Source organism: Nocardia sp. NPDC003345 (assembly GCF_053589395.1).
In genome coordinates this window covers 1-18,253 of the sequence record NZ_JBSFRU010000048.1, presented here as the reverse complement: position 1 = coordinate 18,253, position 18,253 = coordinate 1, and the positions used below count along the sequence as shown (strand labels likewise).

At 69.4% G+C, this 18,253-nt stretch carries 16 protein-coding genes; 3 read left to right on the top strand and 13 right to left on the bottom strand.

The window, feature by feature from the left end:
* Nucleotides 1-65 precede the first annotated feature (65 nt).
* The gene (locus ACWDU1_RS08650) at nucleotides 66-272 is read right to left on the bottom strand and encodes a cold-shock protein (RefSeq protein ID WP_011206895.1); all 207 of its coding nucleotides are present in this window, start codon (nucleotides 270-272) and stop codon (nucleotides 66-68) included.
* Nucleotides 273-704: 432 nt separating this feature from the next.
* On the opposite strand from ACWDU1_RS08650, the gene ACWDU1_RS08645 reads away from it, so the two are divergent.
* Nucleotides 705-3,143 carry a DEAD/DEAH box helicase gene (locus ACWDU1_RS08645; RefSeq protein ID WP_449996823.1) on the top strand — a complete coding sequence of 813 codons (2,439 nt, stop codon included), beginning with the start codon at nucleotides 705-707 and terminating at the stop codon, nucleotides 3,141-3,143.
* 155 nt (nucleotides 3,144-3,298) lie between these two features.
* Here ACWDU1_RS08645 and ACWDU1_RS08640 read toward each other — a convergent pair whose 3' ends face one another.
* The 7 genes from ACWDU1_RS08640 to ssd form a co-directional block, all read right to left on the bottom strand.
* Nucleotides 3,299-3,715 carry an Rv3654c family TadE-like protein gene (locus ACWDU1_RS08640; protein WP_449996822.1) on the bottom strand — a complete coding sequence of 139 codons (417 nt, stop codon included), beginning with the start codon at nucleotides 3,713-3,715 and terminating at the stop codon, nucleotides 3,299-3,301.
* The gene (locus tag ACWDU1_RS08635; RefSeq protein ID WP_449996820.1) at nucleotides 3,712-4,059 is read right to left on the bottom strand and encodes a TadE family type IV pilus minor pilin; all 348 of its coding nucleotides are present in this window, start codon (nucleotides 4,057-4,059) and stop codon (nucleotides 3,712-3,714) included. Before ACWDU1_RS08635 ends, ACWDU1_RS08640 begins: the two co-directional genes overlap by 4 nt.
* 116 nt (nucleotides 4,060-4,175) lie before the next feature.
* Entirely contained in the window at nucleotides 4,176-4,376 is a 201-nt protein-coding gene (locus ACWDU1_RS08630) for a DUF4244 domain-containing protein (protein WP_449996838.1), read from the bottom strand.
* A 108-nt stretch (nucleotides 4,377-4,484) separates the two neighbouring features.
* Nucleotides 4,485-5,081, bottom strand: a complete 597-nt coding sequence (locus ACWDU1_RS08625) for a type II secretion system F family protein (RefSeq protein ID WP_449996819.1) — start codon at nucleotides 5,079-5,081, stop codon at nucleotides 4,485-4,487.
* A complete protein-coding gene (locus ACWDU1_RS08620) occupies nucleotides 5,078-5,890 on the bottom strand; it encodes a type II secretion system F family protein (protein ID WP_449996817.1) in 813 nt (270 codons plus the stop codon). Before ACWDU1_RS08620 ends, ACWDU1_RS08625 begins: the two co-directional genes overlap by 4 nt.
* Complete coding sequence (locus tag ACWDU1_RS08615; protein ID WP_449996816.1) at nucleotides 5,887-7,083, bottom strand: TadA family conjugal transfer-associated ATPase; 1,197 nt, start codon at nucleotides 7,081-7,083, stop codon at nucleotides 5,887-5,889. Before ACWDU1_RS08615 ends, ACWDU1_RS08620 begins: the two co-directional genes overlap by 4 nt.
* Nucleotides 7,080-8,186, bottom strand: coding sequence for a septum site-determining protein Ssd (ssd, locus tag ACWDU1_RS08610; protein WP_449996815.1), 1,107 nt, complete (start codon nucleotides 8,184-8,186; stop codon nucleotides 7,080-7,082). The genes ACWDU1_RS08615 and ssd overlap by 4 nt, the downstream gene beginning before the upstream one ends.
* Nucleotides 8,187-8,573: 387 nt before the next feature.
* On the opposite strand from ssd, the gene ACWDU1_RS08605 reads away from it, so the two are divergent.
* Nucleotides 8,574-9,392, top strand: a complete 819-nt coding sequence (locus ACWDU1_RS08605; RefSeq protein WP_449996836.1) for an HAD family hydrolase — start codon at nucleotides 8,574-8,576, stop codon at nucleotides 9,390-9,392.
* A 445-nt stretch (nucleotides 9,393-9,837) separates the two neighbouring features.
* On the opposite strand, the gene ACWDU1_RS08600 is transcribed toward ACWDU1_RS08605, so the two are convergent.
* Genes ACWDU1_RS08600 through ACWDU1_RS08580 form a run of 5 tightly spaced genes read right to left on the bottom strand, consistent with a single transcriptional unit; the run spans nucleotide 9,838 to nucleotide 15,819 of the window.
* On the bottom strand, nucleotides 9,838-10,584 hold the full coding sequence (locus ACWDU1_RS08600) for an oxidoreductase (protein WP_449996813.1): 747 nt from the start codon (nucleotides 10,582-10,584) through the stop codon (nucleotides 9,838-9,840).
* A 52-nt stretch (nucleotides 10,585-10,636) separates the two neighbouring features.
* The gene (locus tag ACWDU1_RS08595) at nucleotides 10,637-12,277 is read right to left on the bottom strand and encodes a dipeptide ABC transporter ATP-binding protein (protein WP_449996812.1); all 1,641 of its coding nucleotides are present in this window, start codon (nucleotides 12,275-12,277) and stop codon (nucleotides 10,637-10,639) included.
* Nucleotides 12,278-12,297: 20 nt separating this feature from the next.
* The gene (locus tag ACWDU1_RS08590) at nucleotides 12,298-13,260 is read right to left on the bottom strand and encodes an ABC transporter permease (RefSeq protein WP_449996810.1); all 963 of its coding nucleotides are present in this window, start codon (nucleotides 13,258-13,260) and stop codon (nucleotides 12,298-12,300) included.
* A gap of 14 nt (nucleotides 13,261-13,274) precedes the next feature.
* Nucleotides 13,275-14,201, bottom strand: coding sequence for an ABC transporter permease (locus ACWDU1_RS08585; RefSeq protein WP_449996808.1), 927 nt, complete (start codon nucleotides 14,199-14,201; stop codon nucleotides 13,275-13,277).
* Between the two features lie 40 nt (nucleotides 14,202-14,241).
* Entirely contained in the window at nucleotides 14,242-15,819 is a 1,578-nt protein-coding gene (locus ACWDU1_RS08580) for a peptide ABC transporter substrate-binding protein (RefSeq protein ID WP_449996834.1), read from the bottom strand.
* A 262-nt stretch (nucleotides 15,820-16,081) separates the two neighbouring features.
* Here ACWDU1_RS08580 and acs point away from each other — a divergent pair, with 262 nt between their 5' ends.
* Entirely contained in the window at nucleotides 16,082-18,037 is a 1,956-nt protein-coding gene (gene acs / locus ACWDU1_RS08575) for an acetate--CoA ligase (RefSeq protein ID WP_449996807.1), read from the top strand.
* Nucleotides 18,038-18,253 lie beyond the last annotated feature (216 nt).

The following is an 18,253-nucleotide window of genomic DNA, read 5'->3' as shown; positions in this document are numbered from 1 at the left end:
ACCCCACATATAGTTCGTCCCTCGCTCCCGTTACGGGATACGAGGGACGTACTGGGAGCCGACGCTCAGCTGAGCGCGCGCACTCCGGTGGCCTGCGGGCCCTTGGTGCCCTGACCAACCTCGAACTCGACCTTCTGATTTTCCTCGAGGGTGCGGAAGCCCGAACCCTGGATCTCCGAATAGTGGACGAAGACGTCCGCAGAGCCGTCCTCGGGCGCGATGAAGCCGAAGCCCTTCTCCGCGTTGAACCACTTCACAGTTCCCTGTGCCATTCTGTTCCTTCTCTTTTCTTACTCGGAACGGCGGACAACTGGGTTTCGTCCACCGGGCCTGTTCCGATCGGCGCTACTCTTGACTCCCATGGGGGCCAACGTAAGCCGTTCGCAACATCGATCCTGCCAGGGTTTGGACTTTGCATCCGCCCCTCGAACACAGAAGCTTGCGACCGAGACCCAGTGAACCATGTCTCTGGGAAATTCAACAGCGGAGTTACCGACAATTTGCAAAAAAAATGATCTCGCGAATGCGGGGGTCAGGGAATCCACCACAGAATCTGAACCTCCGGTATGTTTGCCCCCTGATAACCAGCCTCCAGGACGAGTACCCAGCTGTGACCCAGATCGCCATTCGGTATCGAAGTCGCAGGTAGCAAGGCCCGGACGGCGACGTTTCACACTGTTCGGCGGTCCGGAAGGCACATCGGAATGACGCGGGAGATCCCGGCGAATACGAGTTATGGGCGATCGTTGCTGAATCGTGTCCTACTGGGAAGTTCGGACTCCGATTCGCGACTGACGCATATCGCCGAGATACCTGCCCGAAAAGCCGTCACCACCGAATGGCCCGAATGGGCACCCGCCGCGGTGGTCGACGCGCTCCGGGCCGAAGGCGTCGATCGGCCGTGGAGCCACCAGGCCGAAACTGCCGATCTGGCCTTCGCCGGGCAGCATGTCGTCGTCTCGACCGGTACGGCGTCCGGAAAATCCCTCGGGTATCAGCTCCCGGTGCTCACCGCGCTGCACGAGGACCCGCGCGCCACCGCCCTGTACCTGGCGCCCACCAAGGCGCTGGGGGCCGACCAGCTCCGCGTCGCGGGCACTCTGACCAGGCATGATCCACTACGCAAGATCGCCGTCGCCGCCTACGACGGCGATACCCCCACCGAGATCCGGCAGTGGGTGCGGGCCGAGGCGCGGTGGTTGTTCACCAATCCGGACATGCTGCATCTGAGCCTGCTGCGGTCGCATCGCCGATGGGCCCGGCTGCTGCGCCGGTTGCGCTACGTGGTCGTCGACGAATGTCATGCCTACCGCGGCGTCTTCGGTTCCCATGTGGCGCTGGTGCTGCGCCGGCTGCGGCGCCTGGCCGAGTATTACGGGGCGGATCCGGTGTTCGTGCTGTGCTCGGCCACGGCGGCCGACCCGGCGTCGGCGGCCTCTCGATTGACCGGTGCGGAATGCGTGGCCGTCACCGGAGACGGCTCGCCCCGAGGGTCGCGCACGGTGGCCTTCTGGGAGCCGCCCCTGCTCACCGCGATGACCGGGGAGAACGGCGCACCGGTGCGATTGGGCGCCACCACCGAGGCCGCGCGGATCACCGCCGATCTGGTGTCGGAGGGAGCCCGGACCCTGACTTTCGCCAGGTCACGGCGGTCCGCGGAACTGATCGCGATCCACACCCGGCAACGGCTCGCGGAGGTCGATCCGGCGCTGCCGGAGCGCGTGGCCGCCTATCGCGGCGGCTATCTCCCCGAGGACCGCAGGGCGCTCGAAGCCGGAATATCGGACGGTTCGATCCTGGCCGCGGCCACCACCAACGCGCTGGAACTGGGGGTCGATATCGCCGGCCTGGACGCCGTGGTGCTCGCCGGGTTCCCCGGAACGGTCGCCTCTTTCCGGCAGCAGATCGGCCGGGCCGGACGCCGAACCCAGGGCGCGCTGGCACTGCTGGTCGCCCGTGACGACCCGCTCGACACCTACCTCGTCCACCATCCCGAGGCCCTGCTGGAGCGGCCGGTGGAGGCCACCATCATCGACCCGTCCAACCCCTATGTCCTCGGGCCGCAACTGCTGTGTGCGGCGATGGAATCGCCGATCTCCGATCTCGAGGCCGAACGCTTCGGCGCGCGCCGGATACTTACCGAACTCGCAGGTCAGGGTCAGGTTCGGCGCCGGGAGACCGACAGCGGGTACCACTGGTTCTTCACCGGAGCGCAGCCGCCTCACGACTCGGTGGACGTCCGTGGCGGAATCGGTACCCAGGTGGCGATCGTGGTCGCCGAAACGGGCCGGCTGCTCGGCACCACCGACGCCGGACGGGCCCCGGCGACTCTGCACCGGGGTGCCGTGCATCTGCACCAGGGCGAGAGCTACGTAGTCGAGGAACTGGATCTGGAATCGGGTGTCGCGCTGGTGCACGCGGAGAGCCCCGGCTGGACCACCAGTGCGCGCCGGATCACCTCGCTCACCGTGGAAGCGGTGCGCGAAAGTGCCGCGTCCGGCCAGGTCATGGCGGCGCTGGCCGATGTCACGGTGCACAGCCAGGTAGTGGGTTATCTGCGAACCCTGGTGACCGGTGAAGTACTGGACCTCGTCGAACTGGACCTGCCGCCGCAGACCCTGCCCACCACGGCGGTCCTCTATACGGTGACGCCGGAACTGCTGGACCGGGCCGGTATCGCGACGGCCGATGTACCCGGTGCGCTGCACGCCGCCGAACATGCGGCGATCGGGCTGTTGCCCCTGGTCGCGACGTGTGACCGGTGGGATATCGGCGGGGTGTCCACCGATCGCCATCCGGATACCGGACTGCCCACCGTCTTCGTCTACGACGGTCAGCCCGGCGGCGCCGGCTTCGCCGAACGCGGTTACGCGCTGCTGGAGCGCTGGCTGAGCGCCACGCTCGCCGCGATCGAGTCCTGCGCCTGCCGCACCGGATGCCCGTCCTGCGTGCAGTCGCCCAAATGCGGAAACGGCAACGACCCGCTCGATAAAGCGGGAGCGGTCCGGTTGTTGACAGCGGTTCTCGCCGAACTCGCCACCGCAGCGGCCCGCACCCCCGCCTCCCGGAGCGAATATGCAGGTCAGGAAGATTTCTCCGAAGCAGCAGCCGCCGACGGACCCACTCCTGGACGCCTGATTTAAAAGGAAGTTGATCATGTTAACCGGACGATTGCCCCGAAACCGCCCGGTAGCTTTTATCCGGGCCCTTCGGAGAATTCCCGCGACCGTCCGGGAATTGGGTAACGGGATATTAATTGCCGCCACTAAGTGATATCGATATTCGCCGTTAACAAAATTCATCGAACCCCGATTACCGCCTCTTCTTCCACCGGCCCCGCTCGCGCGATCGCTCGTATACTCCGCTCTCCGAACGGACCCACCGGTACTTTTTGTTCGGCGCCGATCACGACATCCCAACCGCTTACCTCGCATCGATCGATCCGCACATTCATCCGACGTCCCAGGGATTCAGCGGCGGCGCATCCGGCGTCCGCGCCGGAAGCCAATTCACCGGCGGCCGCCAGCGCCATGAGGTCGGCCGCCGCATGCACCCGATGCCGCGCCACGACCACCGCGCCCACGTGAACCACGAGCACGGTCAGCACGATGAGCGCCGCCAGCCCACAGCACGCGGTGACGCTCGCCGACCCCCGCTCGCCCGGGCGATCGGGAGCGACACGACAGCGGCCCGGCCGCCAGCTCGCGGCCGTCATGCTCGCGACCCCACACCCGGTTCGAGCACCGCGACCGCCTCGGCACGCAATTCGAGCGTCGGCAACAGCGGGGTTTCCGAGGTGACAACCGCCACCACTCGCTCCCCCTCGTACCGCAACGAGATATCCGCACCCTCCGGGGCCACCCGGCGCGCGGCCGGTTCCGCCCCCGCCCGGTCGCCGCGCGCCGCGAGCCGGGCGGCTTCGCGCGCCGCGTCGACACACCGCACCTGCGTGACGGCGGCGAATACCGCACCCACGCACAAGACCACAGCGGCGGCGAGCGCGCCGAGCGCGATCGCCGCTTCCACGGTGACCGCACCGTCGTCGGCGCGCAGCGCCACGGCCCGGCGTCCGAGACGGCCCGGGACGCGGGCCGTCGACGCGGTTTCCGCTCCACCCGCGTCGGCCCCGCGGGCCCCACCGGGTCTCGATGCGGGCCCGGTGGGGCCCGGTAGGGTCAGACGCTGGTGTTCAGCGCCTTGTCGATGATCCCGGTCAACGCGTCGGGGATGCTCTCGCCGGTCACCACGGTGTAAAGCACCGCACCGAACGCGGCCGCGGCGATCGTCCCGATGGCATATTCGACGGTGCTCATCCCGTCGTCCGCCCCGAGCAGCCCGAGTACGCGGGTGTTCGCTTCCCTCCGGGCCGCACCGATCCCCCGCAGCACCCACCGCGCGGTTTTCGCTCTCCGCACCTGTTTCCCCTTTCCTTCCTGCCCGTACGGCCGATCCGTGCGGACACGTTTCGCCGGCCGGCCCCGGCCTCACCGCAGCACCCCACCCAGGACCCCGCCGGCCAGGCCGACGATCACCGGCACGATCCCCAGGCAGATGAAGGCGGGGAGAAAGCACAGACCCAGCGGTCCACCGATCAGCACACCGGCGCGTTCGGCCCGGGCCGTCGCCGCCTCCTCGACCCTGGCCCGCCGCTCGCCCGCCAGTTCGCCGACCGCGGCTGCCAGCGACGAACCCGAGCGCGCGGATCTGCGGGCCAGGCGAGCCAGCGATAGGAAATCCGGGTCCGCGGCGGATTCCGGCTCGGCCGAACTCCAGGCCGTGGCCGGATCGGCTCCCATTGCCAGGAGATCGGCGACCCGGCGCAGCGGTGGACCGAGCGCGGCCGGCGCGGTGGGGACGACGGCCCGAACCGCGGTGGCCGTCGGCAGCCCGGCTCGGAGGCAGGCGGCCAGGAGATCGAAGAGGGTCGCGATGGCCACGGGATCGGAAGCGTCGGGGCGCTTGCCCGGCCCCGCACGTCCGGGCCATCGGCCCGCGCGGAGGCGGAGCAGCGCGGGAGGCCGCGACGGCAGGAGCAGAATCGCCGCCGCCAGGGCGGTATACGCCCAGAACACGCCGGTCATCTCGGCACCACCCGCCGGGTGATCTCATCGGCCCACAGCAATCCGGCGCAGGCCAGGCCGGTGCCGAGTGGTAGCAGGTATGTGCCCATCGAGGAGAACAGCAGAACCCGGAGTGGATCCGCGCCCATCAGCTGCCCCAGCCCGATACCGAGTACGGGCAGCACCGCCAGGATCGCCGCGGTGGCCCGGGCGCCCGCGAGCGCGGCGTCGGTGCGGCTCCGGAAGGCGATACGGGCCGCCAGGTCGGCACGCGTCGCCGCGAGAAGTTCGGCCAGCGCCAGCCCGTAGCGCTCGGCGACCCGCCAGGCATCCGCGACACGGGCGAGTTCGGGGCCGATCGCCGAACCCGGGCGCAACAGACCTTCGGCACCGGAACCGCCCAGTCGGCTGCGGGCCGCGCCGACCGCGAAGGCAGATGCCGCGATACCGGTGGTTTCCCGGGCCGCGGCCGCCGCCGCGGCACCCGGGTGGGCGCCCACCCGTAGTTCCGCGATGACGGCCTCCAGCCCGTCGAGCAGGTGCCCGCATTCCGCGCGGTGCAACCGGGCCGCACGGGTTCGGCGGACCCGCGTGGTAACGGTGGCCGCCACCAGCAACGCCGCCATCAGCCCGCCGCTGCCGAAACCGAACGCCGCCGCGCAGCCGAGGGCGGTCGCGGCACGCATCGGCACGCGGACGGGAAGCGGCCGCCGCGCGGACCGCACGGCGAAGACCCCCGCGAACCTTCTCCGGCCCGCCGCGGTGGGCAGGGCGAGCAGAGCGGCAGCGACCAGCACCAGCATCAACCCACCGGGATCGATATCACTCATCGGCCCGACCGCTCGTCGATCAACGCTTCCAGCCGGGCCGCCGCCGGCACCTCACCCGCTGTCCGCCACGCCGGCAAGATCTCCACCCGGCCATCCGTATTCCGATGGACCACACCGATTTCCCGCAATTGCCGAGTACCGTTGCCGAGGCGGCGCACATGCAGTACGACCTGGACCGCGGCGGCCAACTGGCTGTGCAGCGCGGCCCGGTCCAGGCCGCCCAGGCCGGCGAGCGCTTCGAGCCGGGCCGGCACCTCGCGCGGGGAGTTGGCGTGCACCGTGCCCGCGCCGCCGTCGTGGCCGGTGTTGAGGGCTGTCAGCAGGTCGACCACCTCCGCGCCGCGCACTTCCCCGACCACGATGCGGTCGGGGCGCATCCGCAGGGCCTGGCGAACAAGGTCGCGCAGGGTTATCTCGCCTGCCCCTTCGATATTGGCGGGACGCGCCACCAGCCGGACCACATGCGGATGCGGCGGAGCCAGTTCGGCGGCGTCCTCCACACAGATGATGCGTTCGCCGCGATCGACTTCGGCCAGCAGCGCGGACAACAGCGTGGTCTTGCCCGCGCCTGTGCCCCCGACGACCAGGAAGGCCAGCCGCGCTCGAACAATCCTGCGCAGCAGAGCTTTCGCCGCGGGCGGGATCGTTCCGGCCCGCGCCAGCGCATCGAGGCCCTGCGTCGCGGGACGCAGCACCCGCAGCGACAGACAGGTACCGCCACGCGCGATCGGCGCCAGCACCGCATGCAGCCGGACCCCGAAGTGCTCTCCCAGCACCAGTTCCCGGCCGGTCAGTTGCCCGTCCACCCACGGTTGCGCATCGTCGACGCGGCGTCCGGCCGAGAGGGCGAGGCGTTGTGCGAGGCGACGGACCGCGGCTTCGTCGGGGAAGGTGATCGCGGTCCGTTCGATCCCGCGGCCGCGATCCACCCAGACCTCGTCCGGCGCGGTGACCAGGACATCGGCCACGAGGGGGTCCTGGAGCAGGGGTTCGAGGACTCCGGCGCCGGTGAGTTCGGTCTGCAGCATGCGCAAGGTGCGCAGCAGATCGGTATCGCCCAGCATCCCACCGGCTTCGGCCCGAATGGCCGCAGCGACCCGGGAGGGATCCGGTTCCGCCGATTCGCCCGCCAACCGTTCCCGCACCCGGTCGAGCAACTCGGCCGAGACCACCGCGGGCCGCGGGCCGGTCATCCGGCTCTCCGTTCCACCGGAGGACTCAGCACCGCGAGGACCGCGTCGCAGGCGTCGCGCAACGGACCGCGCCGCAATCGCAGACCGCCACGTTCCAGCCGCGCCGCCAACCCTGGTTGCGCCCGAACCGCGGCCAGCAGTGGCAGATCCAGCACGGCGGCGATCTCGTGACCGCGCAGGTTGCCGGGTGCGGGACCGCGAACTATCAGTCCTTGGTTCGGATTACGCGCGGCGATCCGGCCCGCGACCGATTCGGCTGCCGCGACCGCGCGTAACCGCGCCGGTACGACCAGCACCACCAGATCGGCGGCGTCGAGGATTCGATCGATCTGCGGGCCGCGTTCGCTGGAGATATCGCAGACCACGAGATCCCCTGCGTGCCGGGCGGCTTCGACCACCGCGTGTACCGCGGCCTCGCCGATCTCGCCGGTCCGGCCGGTACCCCTGCCGCAGGAGAGCACCGATAATCCGGCGCCCGTGCCGGGCAGGGCATCGTGTAGCTCGGCGGCGGCGACCCGCCCGTCGTCGACGGTCAGGTCCGGCCAGCGCAGGCCCGGTAGGCCCTCCATTCCCAGCAGCAGGTCGAGCCCGCCGCCGTGGGGCGCGCCGTCGACGAGAACGGTATGCGGCCGGAACCCCGCGGTGGCCGAGCGCAGCGCGGTGGCCGCCGCCAGGGTGGATGCGCCGGCCCCGCTTCCACAACCCGCCACGGCCACCACGACCCCGCCCTCGGCATGCTGACCGGCGTATTCGGCGAATTTCTCGATGAGTTCCTCGGCGGCACCGGGGAGCGCGACCACCCGTTCCGCGCCGATCACGGCGGCCGCCTGCCAATCGGCGAGCTCCGGCGTGCCGTCGGTGACGGTGACCACTCCATCGCGCCGCGGCGGCCCGGTGGCGGCGCATTCCGCGGCCGCCCGGGTATCGAGCACGATCAGCGGTGCCACCGCCCAGGCGTGCCGGCCGGCGGGCGGTTCGGATTCGTCGAGGCGGCGACCGGCCGCGGCGGCCACCCGCCGCACCTCCTCGCGGAGCCGGCCGTCCCGGATGAGTACCAGCACGGCGGGAGCGCCGCCGGGAGCTGTGGTGGATGCGTGGTCCATACGGCCAGCGTGCTCGGAAAACCCCGGGCCGTGGCCGCCCTGCCGGCGATTGTGGACAACTCGCGGGCTGGGGATCGAGCACTGCCGGGAGACCGGACTCCAACTGCCTCGAAATAGAGGACGGCCCCAGCCGGGGGGGGGAGGAGGCTGGGGCCGTCGGGGTTCAGCCCCGGGGGGTCGGGCTGAACGCGCCTGGAACATGTCCAGGTGACAGCAATACTACACCCAACCGAGGACGGGAACGCAAGCCTGAAGTCAAAGAAGTTCCACAGCTCACGCAGGCCCCCTGCCCACGGCCGAAACCACAGGTCAGCTCCCCTCGAACCGCATCGCGGTGACGACACGCCGCGCCGGGATGCCTATCCTGGACCGGTGACTGGCCCCGGGATGACGACACCGATCACCGGCGATCGGCACCGTGACAACGGCCGCATCGCCGCATTCTTCGACCTCGACAAGACGGTGATAGCCAGATCGAGCACTTTCGTGTTCAGCAAGACGTTCTTCGATCAGGGCCTCATCAGCCGGCGCACTGTGCTGGAGAGCAGTTACGCGCATTTCATGTTCCTGCTCTCGGGCGCCGACCACGATCAGATGGAACGGATGCGGGCCCATCTCACCGCCATGTGCGCCGGCTGGGATGTGGCCCAGGTCCAGGGGATCGTCGCCGAAACACTGCACGAATTGGTGGATCCGCTGATCTACGCCGAAGCGGTCGATCTGATCGCCGACCATCGAATCCGCGGCCACGATGTGGTCATCGTCTCGGCCTCCGGCGAGGAAGTGGTGGCGCCGATCGCCGAAGCGCTGGGCGCCACCCATACCGCCGCGACCCGGATGGAGGTCGTGGACGGGAAGTACACCGGTGAGGTCGAGTTCTACTGCTACGGCGAAGGCAAGGTCACGGCGATCGAGAAGCTCGCCGCCACAGAGGGTTACGACCTCTCGCGTAGTTTCGCGTACTCCGATTCGATCACCGATCTGCCGATGCTCACCGCGGTGGGCCACCCGACCGCGGTGAACCCCGACCGCGCCCTGCGCCGGGAGGCGACGGCCCGCGGCTGGCCGGTACTGAGCTTTTCCAATCCGGTCTCACTGTGGTCACGCTTTCCGGCACCGTCGAAGACGGTGGCCGCCGGTATCGCGGCCGGGCTCAGCGCACTGGCCGCGGGCCTGGTGAGTTACCGGCTCCTGCGCCGACGCTGAACACCCCATACGACCTGGCCTTATAGCACAGGCTTCCGGAGAGTGCCGGACGTTCTCGAATGTTGAGTTATGTCGCCTCGAGCCTTGATGTGAATGCGCTCACAGTGTAAAAATGGAGGCACGGAAGGACGGAAGGCCAAGGCGCAGCCGGAAGAGAAGGCTCAGTCTCCCGACCACCCTTCCCAGCACGGACACCAGGCACCCACGCGGAGCTCGCCGCGACAAGGGCAGAAGCGTTGTGGGCCTGCGAAATCCGGTCCGTTGCCGGCGATGGCCTCGCATAGCTGCGGGGATGAGCTGCTGCGGAGCCCGGAGGAACGCCGAGGCCGGAGAACACAACCCCAATCAGCACGCATGGTAACCGGGTAGTCCGTGCTCGCGGGCGGTGAGGTCGACAGACCACGCCGCCCGCTTTGACGTCCGGGGCCGGAATCGCGGCGGGTCCTCAGCCGGCGGCCGCGTCCGCGATGGAGGTCGCCTCCCGGGCACCGTCTTCGAGCGCGCCGCAGCAGAAGATCACCCAGCCGCCCACGCCCTCGGCGGTGCCGCTGCCGAATCCATCCGCGGCGTCCAGATAGGCCCGGCGGCGCCGCATCCAGAACACTTCGGGCACCCCCAGCGCCCGCAAATCCAGGCCACTGGACACCGTGACCAGTCGCGACGCGGCCCGGGCGACCACTCCGTCGGCGGTCCCGAACGGTTTCGCCGTCAGGAGTTCGCCGTGCACCACCGCGGCCGTGACCGGCGCCGGAGCCGAGGTGGCCAGCAGGGTCTGCGCGAGCAGGTCCAGCCGCTGCGCCACCTCCCCGTCGGCGCGGGGCCGCCCGAGTCCGGTCTCGTCACCGACCAGGTCCGCGGCGGCCAGCAGATGCAGGCGGGCCAATGCCTGCAGGGGCGCCCGCTGCCATACCCCGACCAGATTGCGCAGGGCGTCACCGTCGAGGGCCTGGCCGACGCGCAGCGCACCCGCCAGAATAGGGTCGGCGGCCTCACCCTCGGCGGGCATGGTCGTCGCACCGCCCTCGAGCGCCGCGGAGGATCGAGCGGCCCGCACCGATGCCTCCGCGGCGGTGGTGGCCCAGCCACGGCGATTGGCGCGATGCCGGTGTACCTCGGCCAGCGCGTCGCGGGCCTTGTCGGCGGCGGCCCGGACGCCGGGCAGGTCGATGAGAGGCGCGAGCGGATCGGTCACGACTGATCAGGCTACTGCGGGCATCCGCGGGGCCCCGCGGACCGGTCCCCGATCACGCGACCGGCAGGTCGCGGCCGGGTATGGCGTCCAGGAGGCGGCGGGTGTACTCCTCGCGCGGCGATTCGAAGATCTCCGCGGTCGGCGCGGCCTCGACGATCCGCCCGTTGTGCATCACCAGCACCTCGTCGGCGATTTGCCGCACCACCGCGAGGTCGTGGGTGATGAACAGGTAGGTCAACCCGAGTTCGTCCTGCAGCCTGGTGAGCAGATCGAGGATATTGGCCTGGACCAGCACGTCCAGTGCAGACACCGCCTCATCACAGACCAGCAGCTCCGGTTCCAGCGCCAGGGCCCGGGCGATCGCGACCCGCTGCCGCTGGCCGCCGGAGAGTTCACTGGGATAGCGGTCCAGGACCGAACTCGGGAGCGCCACCTGGTCCAGCAGCGCGCGCACCCGGACGGCGCGTTCGAAGCGGGTGCCGATGCCGTGGATACGCAGTGGTTCGGCGATACAGCGGTGTATCGAGTACAGCGGGTCGAGGGATCCGTAGGGGTTCTGGAAGATCGGCTGCACCCGGGACCGGAACCGGACCTGCTCCCGGCGGTCCAGCGCGCCGATATCGGTCCCGTCGAAGACGACCGAGCCGGAAGTCGGTTCCAGCAGGCCGAGCACGAGCTGGGCGACCGTGGACTTCCCGGACCCGGATTCGCCGACCAGCGCGGTGGTGCCGCCGCGGCGCAGGGCGAACGAGATATCCTCGGCGGCCGTCGATTCCCGCGACCGCCACGGCGCCGAACCGCGGAGCCGGTAACGTTTGGTGAGCTTGTCCGCGACCAGGATCGGCCCCTCCCCCACCGCTTTCCGGTCCCGCTCGGGGCGGCGGCCCGATCGAGAAGGGGCGGATTCGACGAGCCGGCGGGTGTATTCGTGGCGCGGATCGCGCAGCAGTTCCAGCGCGGGGCCGGATTCCACCACCCGGCCCCGGTACATCACCACGAGGTGCTCCGCGCGTTCGGCTGCCAGGGCGAGGTCGTGGGTGATGAGCAGCATCGCGGTTCCGAAATCGCCGGTGAGCTCGGCGATATGGTCGAGGATGCGGCGCTGGACCGTGACGTCGAGCGCGGAGGTCGGCTCGTCGGCGATGAGCAGGGCGGGGCGGCCCGACAGCGCCATGGCGATGAGCGCCCGCTGCCGCAGCCCGCCGGACAACTCGTGCGGATACTGCCCGAGCCGCTGCTCCGGATCGGAGACCCCCGCGGCACGCAGGAGGTCGGCGGCCCGCTCGTTCGCTTCACGACCGCGGGCGATCCCGTTGGCGACCAGTGTTTCCCGGATCTGGAACCCGATCTTGTAGACCGGATCCAGATTGGACATCGGGTCCTGGGGTACGAATCCGATCTCGGTGCCGCGTAGTGCCACCAGCCGGGATTCCGGGGCGCCCACCAGTTCCGCGCCCTCGAACCGGACACTGCCCCCGACGATCCGCCCGCCCGGCGGCAGCAGGCCGAGGGCCGCGAGCGCCGTGGTCGATTTTCCGGACCCGCTCTCGCCCACCACCGCGACGGTCTCGCCGGCGTACACGGAAAGGTCTACCCCGCGAACGGCATCCACCTGCTTCTCCCCGGATCCGAAAGCGATTCGCAGATCGCGGATCTCGAGCAACGGGCGTTCGGCCCCGGTCTCGTCACTCACGGTGGCCTCCTGTCCCGGGGTCACCGGGTCGCCCGGGATTTCGGATCGATGGCGTCACCCAGCGCGTCGCCGAGCATGATGAAACTGAGTACGGTCAGCGCCAGCGCGGTCGCGGGGTAGAACAGGATCAGCGAACCGCCCCGCAACTGCTGCTGTCCGGTCGCGATATCGGCGCCCCAGGAGACCTCGGTGGGTGGCAGGCCCACCCCGAGAAACGACAGCGTCGCCTCGGTGGTGATGAAAACGCCCAGCCAGATGGTGGTCACCACGATCACCGGGCCGAGAGCGTTCGGCAGCACATGACGCACCAGGACGGCGAACCGGGACGCCCCCAGCGCCCGCGCTGCCGGCACGTATTCGTTGTTCTTCGCCGCGATCACCGAACCGCGGGCGATCCGCGCGGCCTGGGGCCAGGTGAACCCGGCCATGATGACGATCACGAGCCAGACGGTGCGCTGCTCGGACAGTTGCATGAGCACGATCGCCGCCAGCATGAGCGGAATGGCGAACACGATTTCCGCGATGCGCGAGATCACCGAATCGAGCAGACCGCCGTAGTAACCGGCCAGCGCGCCCACCGTCGCGCCGATCAGCACGAACAGGGCGGCCGCGCCGACGCCGGTCAGGATCGACGCCCGCGCACCGTAGACGGTGCGGGCGTACACATCACAGCCCTGTAGGTCGAACCCGAACCAGTGCGCCGAACTGGGCGGCAACAGGCTGTTGTCCACCACGCAGTAGCGCGGGTCCTGATCGGTGAACAGGCCGGGGAATGCCGCTACCAGCAGTACCAGCAGGATCAGCGCGGCGGCGATCAGGAACAGCGGATTGCGCCGCAGATCGCGCCAGGCCCGGCCCCAGAACCCCTGCGGTGTTCCACCGACCCGCACCCGGTCGGTGGTCTCGACGGTCACCGCGTCCGGCGGAGCGACCCAGCGCCGCCGGTCCGGCCGCGGCGGCGCGGGGGACAGCTCATCGGACATGACCGCACTCCTGTTCAGGCATAGCGAATCCGCGGATCGAGTAGTGCGTAGAGCAGGTCGACGAAAAGGTTGGCCAGCAGGAACACCACGATGAGAACGGTGACGAAGGAGACCACGGTCGGCGCCTCACCGCGCACCACGGCCTGGTAGAGGGTGCCGCCGACGCCGGGGATGTTGAAGATGCCCTCGGTGACGATCGCGCCGCCCATCAGCGCGCCCAGGTCCGCGCCGAGGAACGTGACCACCGGAATCAGCGAGTTGCGCAGGATGTGCACCGGCACCACCCGCCGCCGCGGCAGGCCTTTGGCGGTCGCGGTCCGCACATAGTCGGCGTCGCGGTTCTCGGCCACCGCGTTGCGGGTCAGCCGCAGCACGTAGGCGAACGAGAGCGAGCCGAGCACCATCGCGGGTACCACCAGCCGGCCCCAGCTCGCGTCCGCGCCGACGGTCACCGGCGCGATCCCCCATTCGACGCCGAGCAGGTACTGGGCGAGGAACCCGAGGACGAAAACCGGTACCGCGATCACCACCAGGCTGAGCACCAGCATGGTCGAATCGAAGAGCTTCCCTTTGCGCAGCCCGGCCAGCGCTCCGAACAACACCCCGAATATCGCCTCGAACAGCAGCGCCAGGATCGCCAGGCGGAACGTGATCGGGAAGGCCCGGGCGAGTTCGTCCTTGATCGGCCGGCCCGAGAAGGAGGTGCCGAGATCGAAGGTGAAGATGCCCTTCAGGTAGTAGAAGTACTGGACGAAGAACGAGCGGTCCAGGTGGTAGCGGGCCCGCAGTTGTTCCTCCAGCGCGGGCGTGAGGGTGCGGTCACCGGCGAGCGCGGCCACCGAACCGCCCGACACCTTGTAGATCAGGTAGTAGACGAGCAGCGTCGCACCGAAGAACACCGGGACCATCTGCAACAGCCGGCGCACTACATACCAGGCCATGGGGTCTCCTCGAGGTCGGGACGCGACCGGTATCCGGGCGTCATATCAGTTCGAGGTTCTCGAAATCGGCCATCCCGTTCCAGCCGAACACGACCCCGCGCACCCGGTCCGAATAGCCGGAGGAGTTCACGTAGTCGAAGATCGGGATGGTCGGCATATCCCGCAGCAGCACCGTCTGCGCGCGCGCCACCAGTCGCCACGACTCCGGTTCGGTGGGCGCGGCCTCCGCGGCCACGATGAGCGCGTCGAATTCCGGGTTGCGGTAATCGAAATCGTTGGTCTCGGAGTTGCTCAGGAACGAGGGTTCCAGGAACTGGAGCATGGTGGGATAGTCGCCCTGCCACCCCGACCGGAAGGCCTTACCGACCGTGCGCGAGGTGATCTGGTCGCGTAGCTGTTTGAACGTCGGGTAGGCCGCGCCGACCGCCTCGATCCCGAGCGTGTTCTTGATACTGTTCGCGACCGCGTCGACCCAGGCCTGATGATCGCCGTCGGCGTTGTAGGCGATCTCGAACCGGCCGCTCCAGGGCGAGATCTCGTCGGCCCGGGCCCAGAGCCGGCGCGCTTCGTCCGGGTTGTATTCGAGTGCCTCGGCGCCCGGCAGATTCCCGTCGAAGCCGGGCAGCACGCTGGAGGTGTAGTCGCGAGCGGGTGCGCGGGTCCCGCGGAAGATCTTGTCCCCGATGGCCTGCCGCTGGATCGCCATCGATATCGCGTGCCGCCGCAGCCGCCCTTCCTCACCGCCGAAATGCGGGAGACCCGGCTGCGTGCCGATCCACTGGTTCTTCGCGGTGGCCGCCTGCACCGCCCGGTCGCCCAGATCGGCGCGCGCGACCGTCAGCGCGCTGGTGGGTAGCGTATCCAGCACATCGAGGTTGCCCGCCAGCAGATCGGCGTAGGCGGCGTCGAAGTCGGCATAGAAGACGAAAGTGAGCCCTTTGTTCCGGGCGGGCCGGCCACCGGCGTACAGCTCGTTCGGTACGAGATCCAGTTTCACGTCGTGCTGCCAGGCGTCCGGGCCGGCCAACCGATAGGGCCCGTTGCCGATCGGGCGCTGCCCGAACGCCTCCATATCGGCGAACGCGGCCGCCGGGAGCGGATAGAAAGGCGCGTAGGCGAGGCGGGTGCGGAAATCGATGGTGGGTTCGATCAGGGTGACCGTGAAGGTGAGATCGTCGAGCACCCGCAGTCCCGACATGGTCTGCGCGCGTGGCGGATCGGACTGCAGATCCTCGAAACCGAGGATCGGCGCGTAGGTGTAGCTCTGCAACTGGGCATTGGTCACCAGCGCGCCGTAGTTCCACGCGTCGACGAAGGACCGGGCGGTCACCGGCGAGCCGTCGGAGAACGTCCAGCCGGGTTCCAGCCGGATCCGGTAGTGCTGCTGATCGGCGGTCTCGATGGACTCGGCCACCTCGTCGTGCAGACTGCCGTCCGCATCGATACGCCGCAGCCCGGCGAACAGGCGGTCCACGATCCGGCCGCCGCCGTTCTCGTTGGTATTCGACGGGACCAGCGGGTTCTGTGGCTCCGACCCGTTGACGGCGATGGAATCGCCGAGCGCCGGTGTGACGGTGCAGGCGGGCAGCACCGTCACGGCGGCCAGGATCAGCACCATGCCCACGGCCCGGAGCGACCAGGACGCTCCCCTCACACACCCTCCCCGTGTCGTCGGTGTGCCGAGGATATCGGCACACGGCGTGATGTGCGCGACTTCCGCGGTACCGGCACCGCCGGCGCGGGACCGTTCATCGGCCCCCGGCTGCCGTTCGGCCCGTTCCGGCTGCCTTTCGCCCGGGGATTCCCGCGGGCGGAAACGGGAGCGTTTAGGGTCACAGTTGGCCCCATATGGTGCAGGTAACGCGAAGGAAGTGACTCAGATGACCGAAACCGCCGATCACCCGGACGCCTACCCGCCGAGTGCGGAGTTCGCGGCCGCGGCGAATGTGGATGCCGGTATCTACGAGCGGGCCGCACAGGATCGCGACGGATTCTGGGCCGAGCAGGCCGATCGGCTGCACTGGCATCAGCGCTGGGACCAGGTGCTCGACTGGAGTGACGCGCCGGTGGCGAAATGGTTCGTCGGCGGTCGCCTCAATGTCGCCTACAACTGCGTGGACCGCCACGTCCTCGAGGGCCGCGGCGACAAGGTCGCCCTGCACTGGGAGGGCGAACCCGGCGACTCCCGCACGATCACCTACGCCGATCTGCTGGCCGAGGTGGGTCGCGCCGCCAACTACCTCACCTCACTCGGACTCACCGCCGGCGACCGGGTCGCCATCTATATGCCGATGATCCCGGAGACCGTCGTGGCGATGCTGGCCTGCGCCCGGCTGGGGCTGCCGCATTCGCTGGTCTTCGCCGGATTCTCGCCGACCGCGCTGCGGCAGCGTATCGACGACGCCGAGGCACGCCTGGTCATCACCACCGACGGCCAATGGCGGCGCGGCACCGCCGCGCCGCTGAAGGAGGCGGTCGACGAGGCCCTGTTCGCGCACGGCGATGTGCCCTCCAGCGTGGAACATGTGCTGGTGGTGCGCCGGACCGGCACCGAGGTCGCCTGGACCGAGGGCCGGGATCTGTGGTGGCACGAGACCGTCGCCACGGCCGAGGCGGCCCACGAGGCCGAGGCCTTCGACGCCGAGCACCCGCTGTTCATCCTCTACACCTCGGGTACCACCGGAAAGCCGAAGGGCATCCTGCACACCAGCGGCGGCTACCTGACCCAGACCAGCTATACGCACAACGTGGTCTTCGACCACAAACCGGAAACCGATATCTACTGGTGCACCGCCGACGTCGGCTGGGTGACCGGGCACAGCTATATCGTCTACGGTCCGCTGTCCAACGGCGCCACTCAGGTCCTGTACGAGGGCACCCCCAACTTCCCGGACGAACACCGGCACTGGCAGATCATCGAGAAGTACGGCGTCACGATCTACTACACCGCGCCCACGCTGGTCCGCACCTTCATGAAATGGGGACGCCAGATCCCGGACGCCCACGATCTGTCCTCGGTCCGGCTGCTCGGTTCGGTGGGCGAACCGATCAACCCGGAGGCCTGGCGCTGGTACCGCGATGTCATCGGCGGCGGCACGGCGCCGATCGTGGACACCTGGTGGCAGACCGAGACCGGCGCCATCATGATCTCGCCGCTGCCCGGTATCACCGCCACCAAACCGGGCGCCGCGATGACCCCGCTGCCCGGTATCTCGGCGACCGTGGTCGACGAGGAGGGCAACGAGGTACGCCACGGCGAGACCGAGGCCAACGGCTATCTGGTGCTCGACCGGCCGTGGCCGTCGATGCTGCGCGGCATCTGGGGCGATATGGACCGCTACCGCGCCACCTACTGGGAACGTTTCGCCGAACAGGGCTGGTACTTCGCCGGAGACGGGGCAAAGCTCGACGTCAACGGTGATCTCTGGGTGCTGGGGCGCGTCGACGATGTCATGAACGTATCCGGGCACCGCATCTCCACCGCCGAGGTGGAATCGGCGCTCGTGGGGCATGCCGGTGTCGCGGAGGCCGCGGTGGTCGGGGCCACCGATGACACCACCGGGCAGGGCATCGTCGCGTTCGTCATCCTGGCCGCGGGAGCCACCGATACCGGGCAGGCCATGGTCGACGAACTCAAGGCCGAGGTGGCGCGCGAGATCAGCCCGATCGCGCGGCCGCGGGAAATCCATGTGGTGCCGGAGTTGCCCAAGACCCGCAGCGGCAAGATCATGCGGCGGCTGCTGCGTGATGTGGCCGAGGGCCGGGAACTGGGTGACACCTCCACCCTGGTCGACCCGACGGTCTTCGAGAACATCCGGGCCGGGAAACAGGACTGAGCGGTGCCGGGTCCGCGGCGGTGCGCCCGCCGCGGACCCGGCACCGGACGGCCGATTTCGTGCCGGGCGTCCGGGCCGGACCGGAACCGTTAAGATTACTTGCGGTGTGCCGGGAAGTCTGGTCGGCGAAATAGGCGTGCGCCCTCGGTAGATGCCGCTACCCGGGCGGGCGCGGTATTTGCCCGTCGACCGGAAGGTATCCCGTGCTCAGCCGCC

Coding starts and splice junctions, on each gene's coding strand:
- ACWDU1_RS08640 (WP_449996822.1), bottom strand. CDS start 3,715: ATGACGGCCGCGAGCTGGCGGCCGGGCCGCTGTCGTGTCGCTCCCGAT.
- ACWDU1_RS08615 (WP_449996816.1), bottom strand. CDS start 7,083: ATGACCGGCCCGCGGCCCGCGGTGGTCTCGGCCGAGTTGCTCGACCGG.
- ACWDU1_RS08585 (WP_449996808.1), bottom strand. CDS start 14,201: ATGGCCTGGTATGTAGTGCGCCGGCTGTTGCAGATGGTCCCGGTGTTC.
- ACWDU1_RS08645 (WP_449996823.1), top strand. CDS start 705: ATGACGCGGGAGATCCCGGCGAATACGAGTTATGGGCGATCGTTGCTG.
- ACWDU1_RS08590 (WP_449996810.1), bottom strand. CDS start 13,260: ATGTCCGATGAGCTGTCCCCCGCGCCGCCGCGGCCGGACCGGCGGCGC.
- ssd (WP_449996815.1), bottom strand. CDS start 8,186: ATGGACCACGCATCCACCACAGCTCCCGGCGGCGCTCCCGCCGTGCTG.
- acs (WP_449996807.1), top strand. CDS start 16,082: ATGACCGAAACCGCCGATCACCCGGACGCCTACCCGCCGAGTGCGGAG.
- ACWDU1_RS08620 (WP_449996817.1), bottom strand. CDS start 5,890: ATGAGTGATATCGATCCCGGTGGGTTGATGCTGGTGCTGGTCGCTGCC.
- ACWDU1_RS08605 (WP_449996836.1), top strand. CDS start 8,574: ATGACGACACCGATCACCGGCGATCGGCACCGTGACAACGGCCGCATC.
- ACWDU1_RS08625 (WP_449996819.1), bottom strand. CDS start 5,081: ATGACCGGCGTGTTCTGGGCGTATACCGCCCTGGCGGCGGCGATTCTG.
- ACWDU1_RS08650 (WP_011206895.1), bottom strand. CDS start 272: ATGGCACAGGGAACTGTGAAGTGGTTCAACGCGGAGAAGGGCTTCGGC.
- ACWDU1_RS08580 (WP_449996834.1), bottom strand. CDS start 15,819: ATGGTGCTGATCCTGGCCGCCGTGACGGTGCTGCCCGCCTGCACCGTC.